Source organism: Pseudoxanthomonas sp. SORGH_AS_0997, from assembly GCF_031453535.1.
In the GTDB taxonomy this organism is placed as follows: Bacteria; Pseudomonadota; Gammaproteobacteria; order Xanthomonadales; family Xanthomonadaceae; genus Pseudoxanthomonas_A; species Pseudoxanthomonas_A winnipegensis.
Genome location: NZ_JAVIZI010000001.1, coordinates 525,462 through 544,890 on the forward strand (window position 1 = coordinate 525,462; position 19,429 = coordinate 544,890).

General features: G+C 70.9%; 10 protein-coding genes and 1 pseudogene. 8 read left to right on the forward strand and 3 right to left on the reverse strand.

What is annotated here, in order from left to right; genetic code table 11:
- Positions 1 to 43: 43 nt before the first annotated feature.
- Positions 44 to 1,672, reverse strand: coding sequence for an ATP-binding protein (locus tag QE438_RS02465; RefSeq protein ID WP_306992809.1), 1,629 nt, complete (start codon positions 1,670 to 1,672; stop codon positions 44 to 46).
- Positions 1,673 to 1,860: 188 nt separating this feature from the next.
- On the opposite strand from QE438_RS02465, the gene sucC reads away from it, so the two are divergent.
- From sucC to tsaB, 3 genes and pseudogenes are all read left to right on the forward strand, one after another.
- The gene (sucC, locus tag QE438_RS02470) at positions 1,861 to 3,030 is read left to right on the forward strand and encodes an ADP-forming succinate--CoA ligase subunit beta (RefSeq protein WP_130519285.1); all 1,170 of its coding nucleotides are present in this window, start codon (positions 1,861 to 1,863) and stop codon (positions 3,028 to 3,030) included.
- A 23-nt stretch (positions 3,031 to 3,053) separates the two neighbouring features.
- Positions 3,054 to 3,930, forward strand: a pseudogene (gene sucD, locus QE438_RS02475) (succinate--CoA ligase subunit alpha).
- 395 nt (positions 3,931 to 4,325) lie between these two features.
- Entirely contained in the window at positions 4,326 to 5,045 is a 720-nt protein-coding gene (gene tsaB, locus QE438_RS02480) for a tRNA (adenosine(37)-N6)-threonylcarbamoyltransferase complex dimerization subunit type 1 TsaB (protein ID WP_130561829.1), read from the forward strand.
- 285 nt (positions 5,046 to 5,330) lie between these two features.
- On the opposite strand, the gene QE438_RS02485 is transcribed toward tsaB, so the two are convergent.
- Together QE438_RS02485 and gshB are read right to left on the reverse strand one after the other, a co-directional pair.
- Positions 5,331 to 6,206: an energy transducer TonB gene (locus tag QE438_RS02485; protein ID WP_306992801.1), complete on the reverse strand. Its 876-nt coding sequence runs from the start codon at positions 6,204 to 6,206 to the stop codon at positions 5,331 to 5,333.
- 8 nt (positions 6,207 to 6,214) lie between these two features.
- Complete coding sequence (gene gshB / locus QE438_RS02490; protein WP_306992799.1) at positions 6,215 to 7,165, reverse strand: glutathione synthase; 951 nt, start codon at positions 7,163 to 7,165, stop codon at positions 6,215 to 6,217.
- A 196-nt stretch (positions 7,166 to 7,361) separates the two neighbouring features.
- On the opposite strand from gshB, the gene pilG reads away from it, so the two are divergent.
- From pilG to QE438_RS02515, 5 genes are all read left to right on the forward strand, one after another.
- The gene (pilG, locus tag QE438_RS02495; RefSeq protein WP_130519276.1) at positions 7,362 to 7,763 is read left to right on the forward strand and encodes a twitching motility response regulator PilG; all 402 of its coding nucleotides are present in this window, start codon (positions 7,362 to 7,364) and stop codon (positions 7,761 to 7,763) included.
- Between the two features lie 83 nt (positions 7,764 to 7,846).
- On the forward strand, positions 7,847 to 8,377 hold the full coding sequence (locus tag QE438_RS02500) for a chemotaxis protein CheW (protein WP_306996167.1): 531 nt from the start codon (positions 7,847 to 7,849) through the stop codon (positions 8,375 to 8,377).
- Between the two features lie 76 nt (positions 8,378 to 8,453).
- Positions 8,454 to 10,487 (forward strand): methyl-accepting chemotaxis protein, encoded by a 2,034-nt coding sequence (locus QE438_RS02505; RefSeq protein ID WP_130519273.1) that lies wholly within the window; start codon positions 8,454 to 8,456, stop codon positions 10,485 to 10,487.
- A gap of 57 nt (positions 10,488 to 10,544) precedes the next feature.
- Complete coding sequence (locus tag QE438_RS02510) at positions 10,545 to 17,891, forward strand: Hpt domain-containing protein (RefSeq protein ID WP_307184031.1); 7,347 nt, start codon at positions 10,545 to 10,547, stop codon at positions 17,889 to 17,891.
- Positions 17,878 to 19,425: a chemotaxis protein CheB gene (locus tag QE438_RS02515; protein WP_306992794.1), complete on the forward strand. Its 1,548-nt coding sequence runs from the start codon at positions 17,878 to 17,880 to the stop codon at positions 19,423 to 19,425. The genes QE438_RS02510 and QE438_RS02515 overlap by 14 nt, the downstream gene beginning before the upstream one ends.
- Positions 19,426 to 19,429 lie beyond the last annotated feature (4 nt).

The window sequence follows — 19,429 nt, forward strand, 5'->3', positions numbered from 1 at the left end:
CGAGCGAGGGGCGCGCCGCGGAATCGGCGCAACCCCGCACGCGTCAGTTCGTCAGCAGGGCGTTGGGCCCGGGCATGGCGATGCGGAAACAGCTACCGCCTCCGGGCACCGAGACATAGTCCAGCGTCGCCTGGTTGGCCCGGCACAGCTCCTGGGCGATATACAGGCCCAGCCCGGTGCCGTGCTCGGAGGTGGTGAAGAACGGCCGGAACAGCTGCGCCGCAACCGAGGGCGGGATGCCGGGCCCGCGATCGAGCACGTCGATCATGGCGCGCTTGTCGAGCTGGAACACGCGCAGGCGCACGCGCGCCGGCTCGCCTGGCAGGCGGCCGTAATTGAAGGCGTTGTGGACCAGCACCGTGCAGACCTGGTGCAGATGGCGCGGATCGACCAGGGCGGTGACCTGATGCCTGCCGGTAACCGCTTCCAGGCTGTCGGTCTCGATCGACATCGACTGCTGGTACTCGTCGACGAACTGGCGGGCGAAGAGGTTGAGGTCGGTGTGCTCGGGGATGGCGCGCTCGCGCCGGGCCAGGCCCAGCACGCTCTCGACGATGCCATTGGTGCGCTGGCACTGCTGATGGATGATGCCCAGCAGGTGGCGATCGCTGGCGTTGAACTCGCGCGATTCTTCCAGCAACTGCACCGCGTAGTTGATGGCGGCCAGGGGATTGCGGATCTCGTGGGCCAGGCTGGCCGAGAAGCGTCCCAGCGCGGCCAGGGTCAGCGATTCGGCCCGGCGCGAGACCACCGTGGCGTCGTCCAGGAACACCAGCGAGAGGTCGCTGCCGGCCAGCAGGCGGGCGAAGCGCGGCTGGATGTCCGGCTGGTCGGGCGAGAGTGCCAGCGGTGTCTCGTCCTGCTGCCAGCCGTTGCGCCAGCGCTGCATGCGCCGGGCCAGCTCCGGGGACACGTTCTGCAGCAGGTTGCCCTCGCTGGCCTCGGGCACCTCGGCGACCGCGCCGAGCAGGGCCGTCGCCGCTTCGTTGGACAGGCGGATGCGCCCGCCGCCATCGACCACCAGCACGCCGGTGCGCATGCGGCGGATGATCAGTTCGTTGACCTCCACCAGGTTGGCGACCTCGGCTCCCCGTTCGTCCGCCAACTGCTGGCTGCGCCGCGCGCGCAGGCCGACCTGGACCGACAGCAGGCCCACGGCCAGGTAGCTGATGCAGAACATCACGACCTCGGCCACAGGCCGCGGGGGTGCGTTCAGCGCGAAAGCGGCCACCAGGTACTGACCAAAGTGCGCGGCCGTCGCGGCCACGGCCACGCCGATGCCCCAGCGCAGCGGCAGCAGGGCGCAGGCGGCGGCCACGTTGAACAGCAGGAGCATGGCCACGCCCGGCGCGGCTTCGGGCAGGGCCGAGGTCACCACGCAGGCCACTGCGATGTCGATGCAGACGCCGATGATCACGATCGGTAGCAGGCGTTTTTCGTTGCGGCCGAAGACCAGCATCGCCACCGAGAACAGCAGGTAGAACACCGTGGCGCAGGTGGCCAGCCAGGGCGAGCGGACTTCGCCGCTGCTCAGGATGTCCGAAAGCGGACTGAACAGGATGCCGGCCAGGATGCCGGCCTCCAGGACCCGGTACAGGGCCAGCGAGTACAGCTCGCGCCGTGGAACCGAGGCCAGTGGCAGGGTCGGCGTCTTGGCGGGCCCGTTACTCAAGTTGGACGAATCCTTCCACTGGATGGAACGAACCCGAGTATAGGAGCCCGGCGCCAAAACCGCCGCTTTTGCGTCGCAACAGCGCCATGGGCGACAATGTGCGGCCCATCGGCGCCCAGGCTGCCCCCGTCTTGAGGAGGGCGCGCCGACGCGCGCGATGCGTACTGACCTTATCTATACGGTGACGCATGAATTTCCACGAATACCAGGCAAAACAACTGCTTGCCGAATACGGCATCCCGGTCCCGGCCGGCAAGGTCGCCGCGACCCCGGACGAAGCGGTTGAAGTGGCCAAGTCGCTGGGGCAGGGCCCTTGGATGGTCAAGGCCCAGATCCACGCCGGTGGCCGCGGCAAGGCGGGTGGCGTCAAGTTCTGCAAGACGACCGATGATGTGAAGGCGGCCGCGGCCAAGATGCTCGGCACCAAGATGGCGACCTACCAGACCGCCGGCGTCGAGCTGCCGATCGGCCTGGTGCTGGTGACCACCGCCGGCGAGATCGTCAAGGAGCTGTACCTGTCGGTCCTGGTCGACCGTGGCACCAAGACCATTACTTACATCGCCTCTTCCGAGGGCGGCATGGAGATCGAGCAGGTCGCCGCCGAAACCCCGGACAAGATCCATACGCTCAACGTGGACTTCGTAGAGGGCGTGCAGGGCTACCACGGCCGCGACATCGGCTTCAAGCTGGGCCTGACCGCCAAGCAGGCCGGCCAGCTGGCCAGCATCATGGTCAACCTGTACCGCATCTTCAACGACAAGGACCTGGCGCTGGTCGAGATCAACCCGCTGGCGATCCTGGACGATGGCAACCTGTACGCGCTGGACGGCAAGTTCAACAGCGACGACAACGCCAACTTCCGTCACAAGGATCTGGTCGCCATGCGCGACAAGACCCAGGAAGATCCGACCGAGGTGATCGCCTCGGAGCTGGACATCAACTACGTGACCATGGACGGCAACATCGGCTGCATGGTCAACGGCGCCGGCCTGGCCATGGCCACCATGGACGTGATCAAGCTCAACGGCGGCGAGCCGGCCAACTTCCTGGACGTGGGCGGCGGTGCCAACAAGCAGCGCGTGATCGAGGCCTTCAAGCTCATCCTGTCCTCGGACAAGGTGCAGGGCATCTTCGTCAACATCTTCGGCGGCATCGTGCGCTGCGACATGATCGCCGAGGGCATCATCGCTGCGGTCAAGGAAGTGGGCGTCAAGGTGCCGGTGGTCGTGCGCCTGGAAGGCACCAACGTGGAGGAAGGCAAGCAGCTGCTGCGCGACAGCGGCATGGCCATCATCCCGGCCGACAACATCAACGACGGCGCCAAGAAGGTCGTTGAAGCCGTCAAGAACGCCGCCTGATCCACGACACCGAAGGAAATCCAATGTCTGTCCTTATCAACAAGAACACCAAGGTGATCGTGCAGGGCTTCACCGGCCAGCAGGGCACCTTCCACGCCACCCAGATGCTCGACTACGGCACCCAGGTGGTCGGCGGCGTGACCCCCGGCAAGGGCGGCACCACCCACCTCGAGCTGCCGGTGTTCAACACCGTGGCCGATGCGGTGCAGGCCACCGGCGCCGACGCCTCGGTCATCTACGTGCCGCCGCCGTTCGCGGCCGACGCGATCCTGGAAGCGGCTGCGGCCGGCATCAAGGTCATCGTGTGCATCACCGAGGGCATCCCGGTGCTGGACATGCTGCGCGTCAAGAACGTGCTCACCCGCGCCCATCCGGACACCGTGCTGATCGGGCCGAACTGCCCGGGCGTCATCACTCCGGGCGAGTGCAAGATCGGCATCATGCCGGGCCACATCCACAAGCCGGGCAAGATCGGCATCGTCTCGCGCTCGGGCCACGCTGACCTATGAAGCGGTCAAGCAGACCACCGAGGTCGGCCTGGGCCAGAGCACCTGCATCGGCATCGGCGGCGACCCGATCAACGGCCTGAACTTCGTCGACTGCCTCAAGCTGTTCAACGAAGACCCGCAGACCGAGGGCATCATCATGGTCGGCGAGATCGGCGGCGACGCCGAGGAAGCCGGCGCCGAGTACATCGCCAAGCACGTCAAGAAGCCGGTCGTCGGCTTCATCGCCGGTGCCTCGGCCCCGGCCGGCAAGCGCATGGGCCATGCCGGCGCGATCGCCTCGGGCGGCAAGGGCACGGCCGAAGGCAAGTTCGCGGCGATGGAAGCCGCGGGCGTCAAGACCGTCCGCTCGCCGGGCGATCTGGGTGCCGCGATCGCTGCGCTGGTGAAGTAAGCCGCGCCGCCAGCTGCTTGTTGCACACGACGGGTCGCCTTCGGGCGGCCCGTTTTGCTTTTGGCGCCTTCGCGCGGCCGAAGGCGGCTCGAGGTGAAGAATGAGGCAAGCGCTTCGGCTTTCGCTGCAGAAGGCCAAGCGCCGTCGACGAACCTTCTATCGTCGTTCCCGCGAAAGCGGGAACCCAGTGCCTCTGGCTCCTGCGCGCGTAAGTCGCTGGGTTCCCGCTGTCGCGGGAACGACGGTAATGAGCACTTTTCCCAGCAGGCGCAAGCTGTGCCCGTGTGCATGGCAGCGACGGGGAGGCCTGTGAGCACAGGCAACCTTGGCGCGTTTGGCCGCGCCGGGGCGAGGGCGCAGAATGGCGCACTGTTTCTTCGCTCCCGATCCGCCGCATGCGCCTGCTCGCCTTTGAAACCTCCACCGAAGCCTGTTCGGTTGCCCTGTCCGTCGATGGTCAGGTGATCGAGCGCTTTGAGCTCGCGCCGCGTCGCCATGCCGAACTGGCGCTGCCGTGGGCGCAGGCGCTGCTGGACCAGGCGGGCGTGGCCAAGTCTCAGCTCGATGCGATCGCGGTGGGACGCGGGCCCGGCGCGTTTACTGGCGTGCGCCTGGCGATCGCGCTGGGCCAGGGCCTGGCGCTGGCACTGGACCGGCCGCTGCTGTCCGTGTCGACGCTGCAGGCCCTGGCGCTGCGCGCCCCTGCCGAGGCCACCCGCGTGATGGCCGCGATCGACGCGCGCATGGGTGAGGTGTATTCCGCCTGCTATCGCCGCCAGGGCGAGGTGCTGGAGGCGCTGGATGCCGAGACGGTGGGCGCGCCCGAGGCGGTCGCGCTGGCCGATGGTGAAGGCGGGTGGCAGGCCGTGGGCACCGGATTCGCCGCGGTGGACGGCGCGCTTGCCGCGCGGCTGCAGGACCAACTCATCGCGGTGGACGCAGGCGCGCTGCCGCATGCCGCCGACGTGGCCACTCTGGCGCTGCAGGCCTGGGCCCGCGGTGAGCGCCCGTCTCCCGAATCCGTCGAACCGGCCTACCTGCGCAACAACGTGGCGCTGACGCTGGAGGAGCAGCAGGCGCTGCGCGCGGCGAAGGCGGCGAAGACAGGAGGATGAATATGTGGGGTCTTGTGCGAAGCGGCTTCTTCGGGAAAGCCTGATCGCCGCCAGGGCAGCTCACACGATGTGATGCGCAGCGTGCTGGGGGGGCGCCTGTCTCTTCACATTACTCGTGGCCTCGTAGAGCGGAGCTTGCTCCGCTGAGGCTTTGCCAACGATCCTGCACAAGCGCAGCGGAGCAAGCTCCGCTCTACACGGGGGTGGTCAACGGTGGCGAGGCGGATCCGTTGGCACCACCCACAGGCTAGTCCGTCCGCTCTGCCGCCCGCGCTTTGCGCGGACCTATTGGTCGCGCAGCTCACCCGCCGGCAGGAACACCCAGGTCCGGGTGACGTGCAGGATGTCCACGTGCTCGTCGGTGTCGGGCAGAGGCGGGAAGGGCGCGGCCAGCGCGACCACGCGCAGGGCGGCCGAATCCAGCAGCGGCACGCCGCTGGACTGGATGATCCGGCTCTGTTCGACCGTGCCGTTGCGGCGCACCGCCACCGAGATCACCACCTGCCCGGACAGGCGCTTGCGGCGCGCCTCGTCGGGGTAGTTGAGGTTGCCCACGCGCTCGGCGCGATCGACCCAGGCGCGCAGATAGTTGGCCCAGGCGTATTCCTGGGTGCTGGCCGAGACGAACTTGCGCTTGGGCCGCTTGGCGTACAGGTCCGAGCGCAGGTGGATCTCGGCGGCCAGGCGCGCCATTTCCATGTCGTGCTCGATCTTCTGCTCGCCCGTCGGCAGGCCAGGCCGGTCCGGGCGCGGATGCGCTTCCTGCGGCGGGACGATGATGTCCGAGTCGGCGGCGGTGACGACCCGGGTCTGCGGCGGCGGGGCGGCGTCGGGCGCCTGCGCGCGCAGCGGCACCGGCGAGACGCCGGCCTCGGCCTGCGGCACCACGCCGGCCTGGCTTTCGCGCGGCCGCCGCGACTTCTGCGCATCGCCGCCGCCCTGCTGGCTGGCCGCCGCCAGGAAATCGGCCTGCTTGGGCGTCAGCGGCGTGCTGGTCTGGCTGAGGATCACGTCCAGAGTCGGCACCACCGGCGCATTGTCGTCCAGCGCGAAGCCCAGCCCGAGCAGCACGATGCCGTGGATCAGCACCGACAGCGCCAGGGTGGCGCCGAGTCGGGCGTTCTCGTCGAGCGGGGGCGCGGGCAGCGCGGCGGACGACATGGCGCGGATCAGGCCGCGAGCTTGCGCTCGATCGCGTCGAACAGCTGGCCGGCGATGTTCAGGCCGAACTGGGCGTCCAGCTCGCGCACGCAGGTCGGGCTGGTGACGTTGACCTCGGTCAGGTAGTCGCCGATCACGTCCAGGCCGACGAACAGCATGCCATGCGCCTTCATCGCCGGGCCGACCTGGCTGGCGATCCAGCGGTCGCGTTCGCTGATCGGGCGGCCCTCGCCGCGGCCGCCCGCGGCCAGGTTGCCGCGGAACTCATCGCCCTGCGGGATGCGCGCCAGGCAGTAGTCGATCACCTCGCCGTCGACCAGCAGCACGCGCTTGTCGCCGGCGCTGATGTCCGGGATGAACTTCTGCGCCAGCGCCAGCTTGCGCCCGCCATCGGTCAGCGTTTCCAGGATCACGTTGAGGTTGGGATCGCCGGTGCCGGTGCGGAAGATCGAGCGCCCGCCCATACCGTCCAGCGGCTTAAGCACCGCCTGGCCGTGCTCGTGGACGAAGGCCTTGAGTTCGGCGGCGCTGCGGCTGACGCGCGTGGGCGGGCAGCACTGCGGGAACAGCAGCGCGGCCAGCTTCTCGTTGTAGTCGCGCAGGCCCTGCGGGTTGTTGACCACCAGCGCGCCGGCGCGCTGGGCGATCTCCAGCACCTGCGTGTCGTAGACGTATTCCGGATCGACCGGCGGGTCCTTGCGCATCAGCACGACCTGGCCCGGGCCGAACACGGTCTCGGTCTCGGTCCCCAGGGTGAACCAGCCAGCCTTGTCGTCGGCCACGGTCAGCGGCGCGGTGCGCGCCAGGGCCGCACCGCCGCGCAGCGACAGCCCGCCCGGAATGACGTAATGCAGACGGTGGCCACGCCGCTGGGCCTCGAGCAGCATGGCGAAGGTGGTGTCCTTGGCGATCTTGATCGACCCGATGGGGTCCATCACCACGATGACGTCGAGAGGCATGAGGCGTACAGGAAGGGGGTGCGACAGGGTCCTGATGGTAACAGGCGCCGGCCGCGCCCCATGGTTCTGCAATGGGCGTCACAGAGCGCGCGCCACCGGCTGCGCCGTCTTGACAGGCCGCGTGGACGGGTGGGATATAAGGCGCTTCGCAGCGATGCCGCCGATGAAGCGTCGCGCGCCAGGGGAATGCTCCGCCATGACAGACAACGATAGCCAGGCCGGTGGATTGGACGGCCTGCGGGTGATGGTGATCGACGATTCGAAAACCATCCGGCGCACGGCCGAGACCCTGCTCAAGCGCGAGGGCTGCGAGGTGGTGACCGCCACCGACGGCTTCGAGGCGCTGGCCAAGATCGCCGATCAGCAGCCGCAGATCATCTTCGTGGACATCATGATGCCGCGCCTGGACGGCTACCAGACCTGCGCGCTGATCAAGAACAACCAGGTCTTCAAGAGCACGCCGGTGATCATGCTGTCCTCCAAGGACGGCCTGTTCGACAAGGCGCGCGGGCGCATCGTCGGGTCCGAGCAGTACCTCACCAAACCGTTCACGCGGGAGGAGCTGCTCGAGGCCATCCGCACCCACGTCGCCGCCTGAGCCGCAGGGAACGCCATGGACGCCGTTTCCCATCGCCCCGCCGCCCACGCCTCCGGCCTCGCGCCGTCGCAGGTGTCGGCATGATCCGCACGCCGTTCGACATCCTGGCCGACTACGAGCGCCGCAGCCTGGCCCACGCGGTGGCCCTGCCGCAGGCGCGCGCCGAGGAGGACCAGTGGCGCGGGGTCGCCTACCGGATCGGGTCGCGCCGGCTGGTGTCCAGTTTCGATGAGGTGGTGGAGATCGTGCCGATCCCGCCGGTGACGCCGGTGCCCGGCGCGCAGCCGTGGATGCTGGGCGTGGGCAATCTGCGCGGCAACCTGTTCCCGGTGATCGACCTGAAGCAGTTCCTCCAGGGCGAGCGGACCGTGCTGCACGAGGGGCAGCGGGTGCTGGTGATGCGCCAGGCCGGTGGCGATGTGGCGCTGACCATCGACGAGCTGTACGGGCAGCGCAGCTTCGGCCGCGACCAGGTCACCGCGTCGGGGGCGCTGGCCGATGGCCGCTTCGGGCATTTCGTCTCGCAGGCGTTTTCCAGCGACGGCCAGGATTGGGGGGTGTTCGCGCTATCGCTGCTGGCGCGAACGCCGGAGTTCCGGCAGGCCGCGCAATAGCGCGGCGCCGGAGACGCAGCGCCGCTGGGGTGGCGGCGCGCGTGCATTCACTGATGTTCTTTTCGGGGATCAAGCAATGAGTACTGCCGCGGAAACGCCCAAGGCCAGGCTGGGCGGCATGGGGACCACGTTCTGGGCGATCCTGCTGGTGCTGTCCTTCCTGGTGGTGACGGCCAATACGGCCATGTCGACCTATCAGGGCAGCCGCCTGTCCGGCGCCGCGACCGGCGCGGCCGATCTGCAGGTGCTGTCCCAGCAACTGGCCAACCAGGCCAACGAGGCCGTCGGCGGCAACGCCCCGGCCTACGCCGCGTTCAAGGCCACCCGCGGCCAGATCAACAAGACGCTGAGTGGCTTGCAGGAGCGCTTCGGCCAGGAGCCGGGCGTGCAGGGCGCGCTGCAGCAGCTGTTGACCACGTGGAAGCCGCTGGACGCCAGCGCCGGCCAGATCGTCAACGCCGAGCCGGCCGTGCTGGCGCTGGCCGGCAACGCCAACCGCTTCGGCGCGCAGGTGCCGCAGCTGCAGGCGCAGCTCAACGAGGTAGTGCGCGCCATGTCCGCCAGCGGCGCACCGTCCTCGCAGGTCTACAGCGCGCTGCAGCAGGTGGTGGTGGCCGGCCGCATGGCCCGCAACGTCACCGAGATGCGCGCCGGCGGCAGCACGGCGACCATGGCCGGCGACGCGCTGGCGCGCGATGCGCTGCTGTTCGGCCAGGTGATCGAAGGCCTGCGCAACGGCAACGAGGAGCTGGGCATCGCCCCGCTGCGCGTGCCGGCGGCGGTGCAGGCGCTGGAGCAGTCGCAGACGCTGTGGACCGGCATGAAGCGCGACCTGGACGCGATCCTGGGCAGTGCGCGCAGCCTGTTCGCCGCGCAGTCGGCCTCCGGTGCGATCACCGAGGGCTCGGGCAAGATGCTGGAGGACAGCAAGAAGCTGTTCGACGCGTTCTCCGCCTTCGGCTCGGTGCGCGATACGCGCGTGTTCCCCAACCTTTGGTACACCATCGTCGGCGGCGCCATCCTGGTGCTCTCGCTGATCGCGCTGCTCTACAGCCTCTACGCCGGGCGCCAGCGCGAGCAGGAAATCCGCTACCAGACCCAGGTCGAATACAACAGCCGCAACCAGCAGGCGATCATGCGCCTGCTCGACGAAATCTCCTCGCTGGGCGAGGGCGACCTGACGGTCAAGGCCTCGGTCACCGAGGACATGACCGGGGCGATCGCCGACGCGATCAACTATGCGGTGGACGAACTGCGTCACCTGGTGACCACGATCAACGACACCTCGGTGCAGGTGGCCGCCTCGACCCAGGAGACCCAGGCTACCGCGCTGCAGCTGGCCGAGGCGGCCAACCATCAGGCCGAGCAGATCACCACCGCCTCGGACCGCATCAACGAGATCGCGGTCAGCATCGAGGAGGTCTCGCGCAACTCCACCGACTCGGCCGAGGTGGCGCAGCGCTCGGTGCTGATCGCCACCGAGGGCGCGGGCGTGGTGCGCGAGACCATCCGCGGCATGGACCAGATCCGCGACCAGATCCAGGAGACCTCCAAGCGCATCAAGCGCCTGGGCGAGTCCTCGCAGGAGATCGGCTCGGTGGTGGAACTGATCAACGACATTTCCGAGCAGACCAATATCCTCGCGCTCAACGCGGCGGTGCAGGCGGCCTCGGCCGGCGAGGCCGGGCGCGGTTTCGCGGTGGTGGCCGACGAAGTGCAGCGTCTGGCCGAACGCACCTCGGGCGCGACCAAGCGCATCGAATCGCTGGTCCAGGCGATCCAGGCCGACACCAACGAGGCGGTCAGCTCGATGGAGCAGACCACCTCCGAAGTGGTCTCCGGCGCGCGCCTGGCCGAGGACGCCGGCACGGCGCTGGGCGAGATCGAGCGGGTGTCCAGCGACTTGAACGAGCTGATCAAGAACATTTCCGCCGCCGCCCAGCAGCAGTCCACTGCGGCCCTGGACATCACCCAGACCATGGGCGTGATCCGCCGCATCACCCTGCAGACCTCGCAGGGCGCCGGGCAGACCGCCGAATCGATCGGACACCTGACCCAGCTGGCATCGGATTTGCGTCGCTCCGTGGCCGACTTCAAGCTGCCGGGTTGAGGACATTGAACGCATGACCAGCATCGTCCACCACCCGGCCTTCATGCGGGGCTCGCCATGAGCGCGCTGCGCGAGGCGATGAGCCACGCCGTGCTCGGCTGGGTCAAGCCCGAGCTGGACCAGACCCTGCGCCTGGTGCGCGGGGAGATCGAGTCCTTCGCCGAGCATCCGGCCGATGTCTCGCGCATGCACCTGTGCGTGGGCTACCTGCACCAGGTGCAGGGCACCTTGCACATGGTCGAGCTGTACGCGCCGGCAATGGTGGCCGAGGAGCTGGAAAAGCTCGCCCAGGCCCTGCAGGACGACCAGGTCGCCGACCCGGCCGAGGGCTGCGCCACGCTGATGCGCGGCACCGTACTGCTGCCGGACTATCTGGAGCGCCTGCAGAGCGGCCATCGCGACATCCCGATCGTGCTGCTGCCGCTGCTCAACGAGATCCGCGCCGCGCGCGGCGAGGCCGGCCTGAGCGAGAGCGTGCTGTTCGCCCCGGATCTGAGCCGCCCGCTGCCGCAGGACGTGCCGGCCACTGAGCCGCTGCCGTCCAGCACGCGCGAGGCGCGCTTCGCCCAGGCGGGCGATCATCTCGAACGCACCTTCGCCGGCTGGCCCGAGGACGGGACGCCGGCCGACGCCGGCGCCCTGGCGTCGGCCCTGATCCCGCTGCAGCGCCTGGCCGAGCACACTGCCGCCCGGCGCATGCTGTGGGTGGCCAGCAGCGTGGCCGAGGCGCTGCGCGATGGCGCGCTGCCGCCCAGCCCGGCGCTGCACCAGGGCTTCGCCGCGGTGCTGCGCGCCGTGCGCCAGATGCGCCAGGGGCTGGTCCCGGGCGCGACGCCCGGGCAGGAGCCCACCCGGCTGCTGCTCTACCAGGTGGCGCAGACCGATGCGCGACATCCGGCGCTGGAAGACCTGCGCCGCGCCTTCGACCTGTCCGCGGCCTCGCCCAGCCAGGCCGAGATCGACCACGCCCGCAGCAGCCTGAGCGGGCGCAACCGCGCGCTGCTGGACACCGTCGGCGGTGTGGTCAAGGAAGAGCTGATGCGCGTCAAGGACGCGCTGGACCTGCAGCTGCGCACCGGCGCGGACATCGCAGGCCTGGCGCCGCAGGTGGCGCAGCTGGGCAGCGTGGCCGACACGCTCGGCATGATGGGCCTGGGCCTGGCGCGCAACGTGGTGCTGCAGCAGCGCGATTGCCTGGCCGAGCTGGTCGACGGCCGGCGCGCGCCCGACGAGAGCGCGCTGCTGGATATCGCCGGGGCGCTGCTCTATGTCGATGCCTCGCTGGACGACCAGGTCGCGCACCTGGGCGATGCCGGCGGCGCGCCGGATGCCCAGGCCGCCGAGTCGCGGCGCACGGTCGAGGCGCTGGCCGGCGAGGCGATGCGCAATTTCGCCGAGGCGCGCCAGCAGTTCGTGGCCTTCATCGAGACCGGCTGGGACCACGCGCAGCTGGAGGCGATGCCGCGCCTGCTGGGCGAGGTCGGCGGCGCGCTGCGCATGCTCGAGCTGGCCGAGCCGGCCGACTATGTCGAAGGCGTGCGCCGCTACATCGGCACCGAGCTGATCGAGCGCCGGCGCGTGCCGGGCGGGGCGCAGCTGGACACGCTGGCCGATGCGATGGCCAGCCTGGAGTACTACCTGGAGGCGCTGCGCGAGCACCGCCCCAACCGCGAGGAAATCCTCGGCATCACCCGCTCCAGCCTGGAGACACTGCGCTACTGGCCGCTGCCGGTGCCGCAAGTGCCGGAGGCGCGGCAGGCGGAAGCCGAGGGCGCGCGCGCGCCAGCGCCGGTCGGGCAGATGCCGGACGCCGCCGACAGCGTGCCCGCCGGTGAGGCGCTGGAGATCGAGCGTGCGCCGGCGCTGCCGGCATTCGAGCCGCAGGCGAGCAGCGCCTCGGCGTTCGACCCGGTGGCCAGCGAATTCGAGGGCCAGGGCGATGCGCCCGCGCAGGCGATCCGCCTGGACCTGCACGACGCGCTCGAACACGCCGACGCTTTGCCGGCGTTCGAACCGACGGCCAGCGATGCCTCGGTGTTCGATCCGGTGGCCAGTGAACGCGACGAGGTGCCATCGCCGGCGCCGGCCGACGCAACGGAGCTTGAGTTGTCCGATCAGGCGCCTGACGCAGACGTGCCGCCCCTGGCCGCGCCCGACGAAGACGTCGCGGCAGACACGGACGCGACGGCATTCGATCTCGCCGCCGAGGCGCCCGTCAACGAGCAACCCACCGAGCGCTCGCCCGAACCCGAGCCAGCGCCGGAAGACGCACTGCGGCCCGATCCCACGCTGGAAGCGCTGCTGCCTTCGGTCGGCCAGCCGGCCTTCGCCTACGAGCCCGAGGCCGCCGCGCCCGCGCAGTCGTCGCCGACAACGACAGCCGCGCCCGAGGACGCCGCCTATCCGGTCTCCTCGCTCCCGCCGCAGGACGTGGCGCCTGCGACCGATGCGCCCGCGCTGGCCGCCGGCTTTGACGTGTCCGGCCACGATATCGACGACGAGATCCGCGACGTCTTCCTCGAGGAATTCGACGAGGAGATCGGCAACCTGCGCCAGCTGCTGCCGCTGTGGCTGGCCAAGCCGGACGACCTGGAGCGCCTGCGCCCGATCCGGCGCGTCTTCCATACCCTCAAGGGCAGCGGCCGCCTGGTCGGCGCGCGCCAGCTCGGCGAGTTCTCGTGGAAGATCGAGAACATGCTCAATCGCGTGCTGGACGGCTCGCGTCCGCCCAGCGCGGCCGTGCAGACGCTGCTGCAGCAGGCCACCGACACGCTGCCCCAGCTCGATGCGGCCCTGCGCGGCCGCGCCGGCGTGCAGGCCGACCTGGCCGGGATCGAGGCGATCGCCGAGCGCCTGGCCAGCGGCGAAGAGGCGTGGTACGACGCCGCCCCGGTTAGCGAAGTCCCCACTGCCGCCGCCGTGCAGGACGAGCCCGAAGCCGCCGCGCCCTCGCACGAGGGCACGCCCGCCACCGTGGACAGCGTGCTGCGCGAGATCCTGGAAACCGAGGTCGCCAATCACCTGCAGGTGATCGATGCCTGGCTGGCGCAGGCGCGCAACGCCCAGTCCGCCGCGGCGAGCGAGCCGCTGCTGCGCGCCTTCCACACGATCAACGGCGCCTTCGCGATGGCGGATGTGCCGGAGATCACCGAGGTCACCAGCCGCGCCGAGCAGTACGTCAAGCGGCTGCTGGCCAACCAGGTGCAGGCCGATCCGGCCGGCGTCGAGGGACTGGCCTCGGCGGCCGCGGCCGTGCGCGCCACCATCGCCGCGCTGCAGGAGCCGCAGCCGCGCATCCCGCAGTTCCTGGTGCTGCGTGCGCTGCTGGAGGAGCGGCGCGACAGCCTGCCCGCGGCCCAGCGCCTGTTCACCGCCTCGGTAGACGATCAGGATCAAGCCACCTATCCGGGGCTGGCGCCCGTGGCGCCATTGAAGCCTGAGACGCCGGTCGATCTGGAACTCACCGGCGCGATGGACCTCTCGCGCTTCGTCGACGGACATGTGGAATTCGTGCCGACGCTGGACGCGTTCGAGCCGCCGGCGCCGCACGCCCCGCCGGTCGACGACGGCCAGGCGACCTGGTTCGACCTGCGCCTGGATTATCAGGCCGAGCGTCCCAACAGGGCGACGGCAGAGCCGCCGGTGCCGACCTTCGAGGCGCCGCTGCCGCCGGAACTGGCCGCCTTCGATACCGGCGCGCCGCAGCCGGAAGGCGCGGCCGATGACGTCTCGCTGGAGGCCCACGCCGAGCGCGATACGCAGATCGACCCGGACCTGCTCGCCTTCGAGGACCTGCCCGAGACCGCCGACGACGCCGATGTGCGCGCGCTGGACGACGAAGAGCCGCTCAGCGAGGAGGAGCGGGCCGAGCTGGAGGCGCTGGCGCAGACACCGGCCGATGGCGATGTCGCCCTGACCGAGCCGGAAGCGGCGGCCGAGGCCATGGCCTGGTACGAACACGCGCAGGCCTTCGCGCCGCAGGCGCCAGCCGCGCCGGAGCCGAGCGAGCCGACGGTCGGCGAGGTGAGCGAGGTGAGCGAGGTGGTGCAGGGCGGCCCGGTCGCGCTGGAAGCCGCCGCCGAGACCGCCGAAGACGCACTGCTGCCCGAACCGGCGGACGCCACGTTCGCCGCCACGCCGGCCGCGCCGACGCACATCGCCGCCCCCCAGGACGACTACGCGCCCGAGGCGCTGTTCGCCGAAGACCAGGCCGAGGACATCGAGGCCCTGGATGGTGCGGCCGGCCATGGTCCGGCGCACGAGGAGGCTCATGCGGCCTCCTTGAGCGAGCCGGTGGCCAACGAAGCGAAGGATCAGACCGAGCACCTGCTGGATTTCAGCGTGCTCGACCGCGACCTGGTCGATATCTTCGTCGAGGAGGGCAACGACCTGCTCGACCACTCCGACGGCCTGCTGGCGCGCCTGCGCCAGGCGCCGGACGACCGCAGCCTGGTGATCGGGCTGCAGCGCGACCTGCACACCATCAAGGGCGGCGCGCGCATGGCCGGCATCGAGCCGATCGGCGACCTCGGCCATGCGATCGAGTCGCTGCTGGAGCAGGTCGCCGAACACCGCACCGACGTGGACCGCGGCGTGATCGGTCTGCTGGAGCGCGGCTTCGACGCCCTGCACGGCATGCTCGGACGCACGGCCGCCTACCGCGTCGTGGCCCCGCAGCCGGCGCTGGTGGCCGAGTTCGACGCGCGTGCGCGTGGCGAGGTGACCACGGACGAGGGTGCGGCCGCGCCGGCCGAATCGCCGGCGTTCGATGAGCTGCAGATCGAGGAAGTGTCCTTCGACGACGTGGCCCCGCCCCAGGCGGCCACGCCTGAGGCGACGTCGTTCGACCAGGCGCCGCCGTCGATCGAAGCGGCCCCGTCCGGCGCTGACGCCGATGCGGAAGCCCTGGACGAGCAGGAGCCGGGCGTCCAGGAGCCCGCCGCCGACCAGCAAGCCGAGCCGTTCACGTTCACCGTCTCGCCAGAGCGCGAGGACGCGCTGCCGGCCGAACCGGCCGAGGCGCTGGACGCCGTCGACGAATCGATGCCGGACAGCCAGGATGCCGAGGCCTTCGGCTTCCTGCCGGAGGCCGATGCGAGCCAGGCGCCGCACGAGCCGGTATCAACGGACGAGCATCGCGATCCCGCGCCGCCGGCCTGGGATCTGCAGAACGAAACGCAGTCGCCCTCGCAGCCAGACTTTGTCGAGGAGCCGGTGGCCGCCGAACCCGAGCCGGCCACTGCCTCGTCGGCCGACTACCTGGACGCGGAGCTGCTGGCTGCGCTGGACGTGGCCTTGGGCACCTCCTACGCCAGCGCCATCCGCCAGGCCGAGGCCGAGCGTGCGGCGATGTCTTCGGACGAACCGGCCAGCGACGCGGCCTTCGTCGACGCCGAGCCGCGCACGCCGTGGGCCATCGAGGCCGCCGCCGAGCCGACGCCGCCCGCCGCGGAGACGAGCGCCGAGTCGCTCGCGCCCGCGCCCGTGGCCATCGCGCCGCTGGTGCCGCAGCCGATCCCGGACCTGCCGCCGCTGTCGGCCCCGCTGGATCTGCATGGCCAGGGCGAGGACGAGCAGGCCTCGTCGGGCAGCGGCCAGGAGCAGGTGCGCGTACGCGCCGATCTGCTCGACCAGCTGGTCAACCACGCCGGCGAGGTGGCGATCTATCGCGCTCGCCTCGAGCAGCAGATGGGTGCCTTCCGCGCGGCCATGGCCGAGCTGGACCGCACCAATACGCGTCTGCACGATCAGCTGCGCCGCCTTGACCTGGAGACCGAGGCGCAGATCGTCGCCCGCTATCAGCGCGAACAGGACACGCGCGACACCGCCTTCGATCCGCTGGAGCTGGACCGCTTCTCCACGTTGCAGCAGCTGTCCCGCGCGCTGGCCGAATCGGCCGCCGACATCAGCGGCCTGCAGGGCGTGCTGGACGACCTGGCGCGGCAGAACGACAGCCTGCTCGGCCAGCAGTCACGGGTGAGCTCGGAACTGCAGGACGGCCTGATGCGCGCGCGCATGGTGCCGTTCGAAGGCAGCGTGCCGCGGCTGCGCCGCGTGCTGCGCCAGGCCGCCGCCGACACCGGCAAGCAGGCCCAGCTGCAGCTGGAAGGCGCCCACGGCGAACTGGACCGCAACGTCCTCGAGCGCATGACCGCGCCGCTGGAACACCTGCTGCGCAACGCCGTGGCCCATGGCCTGGAGTCGCCGCAGGCGCGCCGCGCGGCGGGCAAGCCGGAAGAGGGCACGGTGCGCGTGGTGCTGCGCCGCGAGGGTTCGGAAATGGTGCTGCAGGTGGCCGACGACGGCGCCGGCATCGACCACGCCGCGATCCGCCGCCGCGCCGAACAGCGCGGGATGCTGCAGCCCGGCGCGGAGATCGCCGACGTCGACCTGGAGCGGCTGATCCTGGAGCCGGGTTTCTCCACCGCCGAGGAGGTCAGCCAGCTGGCCGGACGCGGCGTGGGCATGGACGTGGTCCACAACGAGGTGCGCCAGCTCGGCGGCTCGCTGGAGATCGCCTCGACCCGCGGCCAGGGCACGCGCTTCACCCTGCGCCTGCCGCAGACCCTGGCGGTGACCCAGGCGGTGTTCGTGCAGATCGGCGAGACCCAGTTCGCCGTGCCGGTCGCGGCGGTGGGCGGCGTGGGCCGCATCAGCCGCGAGCGCTACGAGTCCGGCAGCGGCTCCTATGTCTACGGCGGCGAGGAATACGCCCTGCACGATCTGGGCACGCTGGTCGGCCAGGCCCCGGCCAAGGCCGAAGGCCAGCCGCAGGTGCCGCTGCTGCTGGTGCGCGCCGGCGAGCTGCGCGCCGCCGTGGCGGTGGACCAGGTGCTGGGCAACCGCGAGATCGTGGTCAAGCCGGTGGGCCCGCAGATCGGCTCGATCCCGGGCATCTACGGCGCCACCATCACCGGCGACGGCAGCGTGGTGGTGATCCTGGACGCCGCGCCGCTGGTGCGCCGCTATATCGCCCAGCCGGTCTCGGCCGTGCCGGCCTCGGCCCAGGTCGAGCAGCGCCACGTGCCGCTGGTGATGGTGGTCGACGATTCGCTGACCATGCGCAAGGTCACCGGACGCGTGCTGGAGCGGCACAACTTCGAGGTGGCCACCGCGCGCGACGGCGTCGAGGCGCTGGAGCGGCTGGAGGAGCGCGTGCCCGACCTGATGCTGCTGGACATCGAGATGCCGCGCATGGACGGCTACGAGCTGGCCACCGCCATGCGCGCCGATCCGCGCTTTGCCGGCGTGCCGATCGTGATGATCACCTCGCGCACCGGCGACAAGCACCGCCAGCGCGCGCTGGAGATCGGCGTGCAGCGCTACATGGGCAAGCCGTACCAGGAGCTGGATCTGATGCGCAACGTGTACGACCTGCTGGGGATCGCCCGTGTCCGCGACTGAGGCCGCCCTGTCCGCGCCGCGCGTGGTGCTGCTGGCGCGCCCGGGCGCGGCCCGCGAGCAGCTGCGCGGCGCGCTGCTCGGCGCCGGCGCGCGGATCGCGCTGGAAGACGACCCCAACAGCCTGGATGCCGACACGCTGGCCGCCAGCGGCCCGCAGGTGGTGCTGGTGGCGCTGGAGCCGGCCATCGAGGACGCGCTGGCCCGGCTGGAGGCGGTCCTGGCCGATCCCGCCCTGACCGTGATCTACGACGAGGCCGCGCTGGCCAGCGCCCGCGAGGGCTGGGACGCGCAGCGCTGGGCGAGGCATCTGCGCGCCAAGCTGCATGGCCACCGCGACGTGCTGCCGCCGGGCGCGGAGATCGAACCGCCGCAGGCGCCCGAACCCGGCCGCCCGCCGGCGCCGGAACAGCTGCACGAAGGCGCGCGGCTGGAGCTGCATCTGGACGAGGCCGCCGGGCAGTCGGCCGCGCTGCCGGTCGATCCGGGCTTGAACGTGCCGACGGACGCGCTCGAGGCGTCGGTCGACCAAATCGAAGGCGTGGACACGCAGACTGCTTCGCCTTCGCCCGTGTCCTGGTCGTTGGCGGATGTCCCGGATCCGCAGCCCGGCGATCGCGACCCGGCCACGCTGCCGCCGCTGGAGCTCGAGGACGAGGCCGCCGGCGCACAGCCGGCCGATGCCTTCGTCATCGACCTGGACAACTGGACGCCGCCCGAGACGCCGACGCGCCAGGCCCTGGTTGACACGCCCGTGCTGGCGCCGCTCGAACCGGCCGAGCCGGCCGCGGAGGCGCCGCCGGTTGCGATCGAAGCGCCGCCGCCTCCGCCGCGGCCCTCGTTCGGCACGCTCTCGCTGGTCGAGGATTTCCAGGTCACGGTGCCGGAGAAGCGCGCGCCGGCCGAACCGCCGCCGCTGCCGCCGGGGTTCGGCGATCTGAACCTTGAGCTTGAGGCGCTGGACCCGGCGCATGGTGTGGCGGCCGATCCGCAGCCGAAGGGCGAGATCGTGCCCGGCGCGGTGCTGCTGTTCGCCGGCATCGGCGGGCCCGACGCGGTCCGTCGCGTGCTGGCCGAGCTGCCGGACACGCTGGAGCAGCCCGTGCTGGTGCACCTGCGCCTGGATGGCGGTCGCTACGACAACCTGGTCCGGCAGATCGAGCGCGTCTCGCCACTGCCGGTGAGCATCCCGGTCGCGGGCATGGTCGCCCGCGCCGGCGTGGTCTACGTGGTGCCCGACGATCTGTCGGCGCGCGCCACCGCCGGCAAGGTCGAGTTCGTCGCCGAAGCCGTCGATGTCACCGCGCTGCTGGGCGGGCTGCCGCCGTACCGCACCGCCGTGCTGCTGCTCAGCGGCGCCGACCCGGCCCACGCCGAGCCCGCGCTGATGCTGGCCGCGCGCGGCGGCCTGATCGGCGGCCAGTCGCTGCAGGGCTGCTATGACTGGGCGGCCTCGCGCGCCCTGGAAGCCGGCGGCGGCGACATCGCCGCGCCGGAGGAACTCGCCCGCCGCGTCGCACAACACCTGGGAATCTGACGCC

What these genes read in the sequence shown, in the direction of transcription:
- sucC (WP_130519285.1), top strand. Translation starts at nt 1,861, where the DNA reads ATGAATTTCCACGAATACCAGGCAAAACAACTGCTTGCCGAATACGGC.
- tsaB (WP_130561829.1), top strand. Translation starts at nt 4,326, where the DNA reads ATGCGCCTGCTCGCCTTTGAAACCTCCACCGAAGCCTGTTCGGTTGCC.
- QE438_RS02485 (WP_306992801.1), bottom strand. Translation starts at nt 6,206, where the DNA reads ATGTCGTCCGCCGCGCTGCCCGCGCCCCCGCTCGACGAGAACGCCCGA.
- gshB (WP_306992799.1), bottom strand. Translation starts at nt 7,165, where the DNA reads ATGCCTCTCGACGTCATCGTGGTGATGGACCCCATCGGGTCGATCAAG.
- pilG (WP_130519276.1), top strand. Translation starts at nt 7,362, where the DNA reads ATGACAGACAACGATAGCCAGGCCGGTGGATTGGACGGCCTGCGGGTG.
- QE438_RS02505 (WP_130519273.1), top strand. Translation starts at nt 8,454, where the DNA reads ATGAGTACTGCCGCGGAAACGCCCAAGGCCAGGCTGGGCGGCATGGGG.
- QE438_RS02510 (WP_307184031.1), top strand. Translation starts at nt 10,545, where the DNA reads ATGAGCGCGCTGCGCGAGGCGATGAGCCACGCCGTGCTCGGCTGGGTC.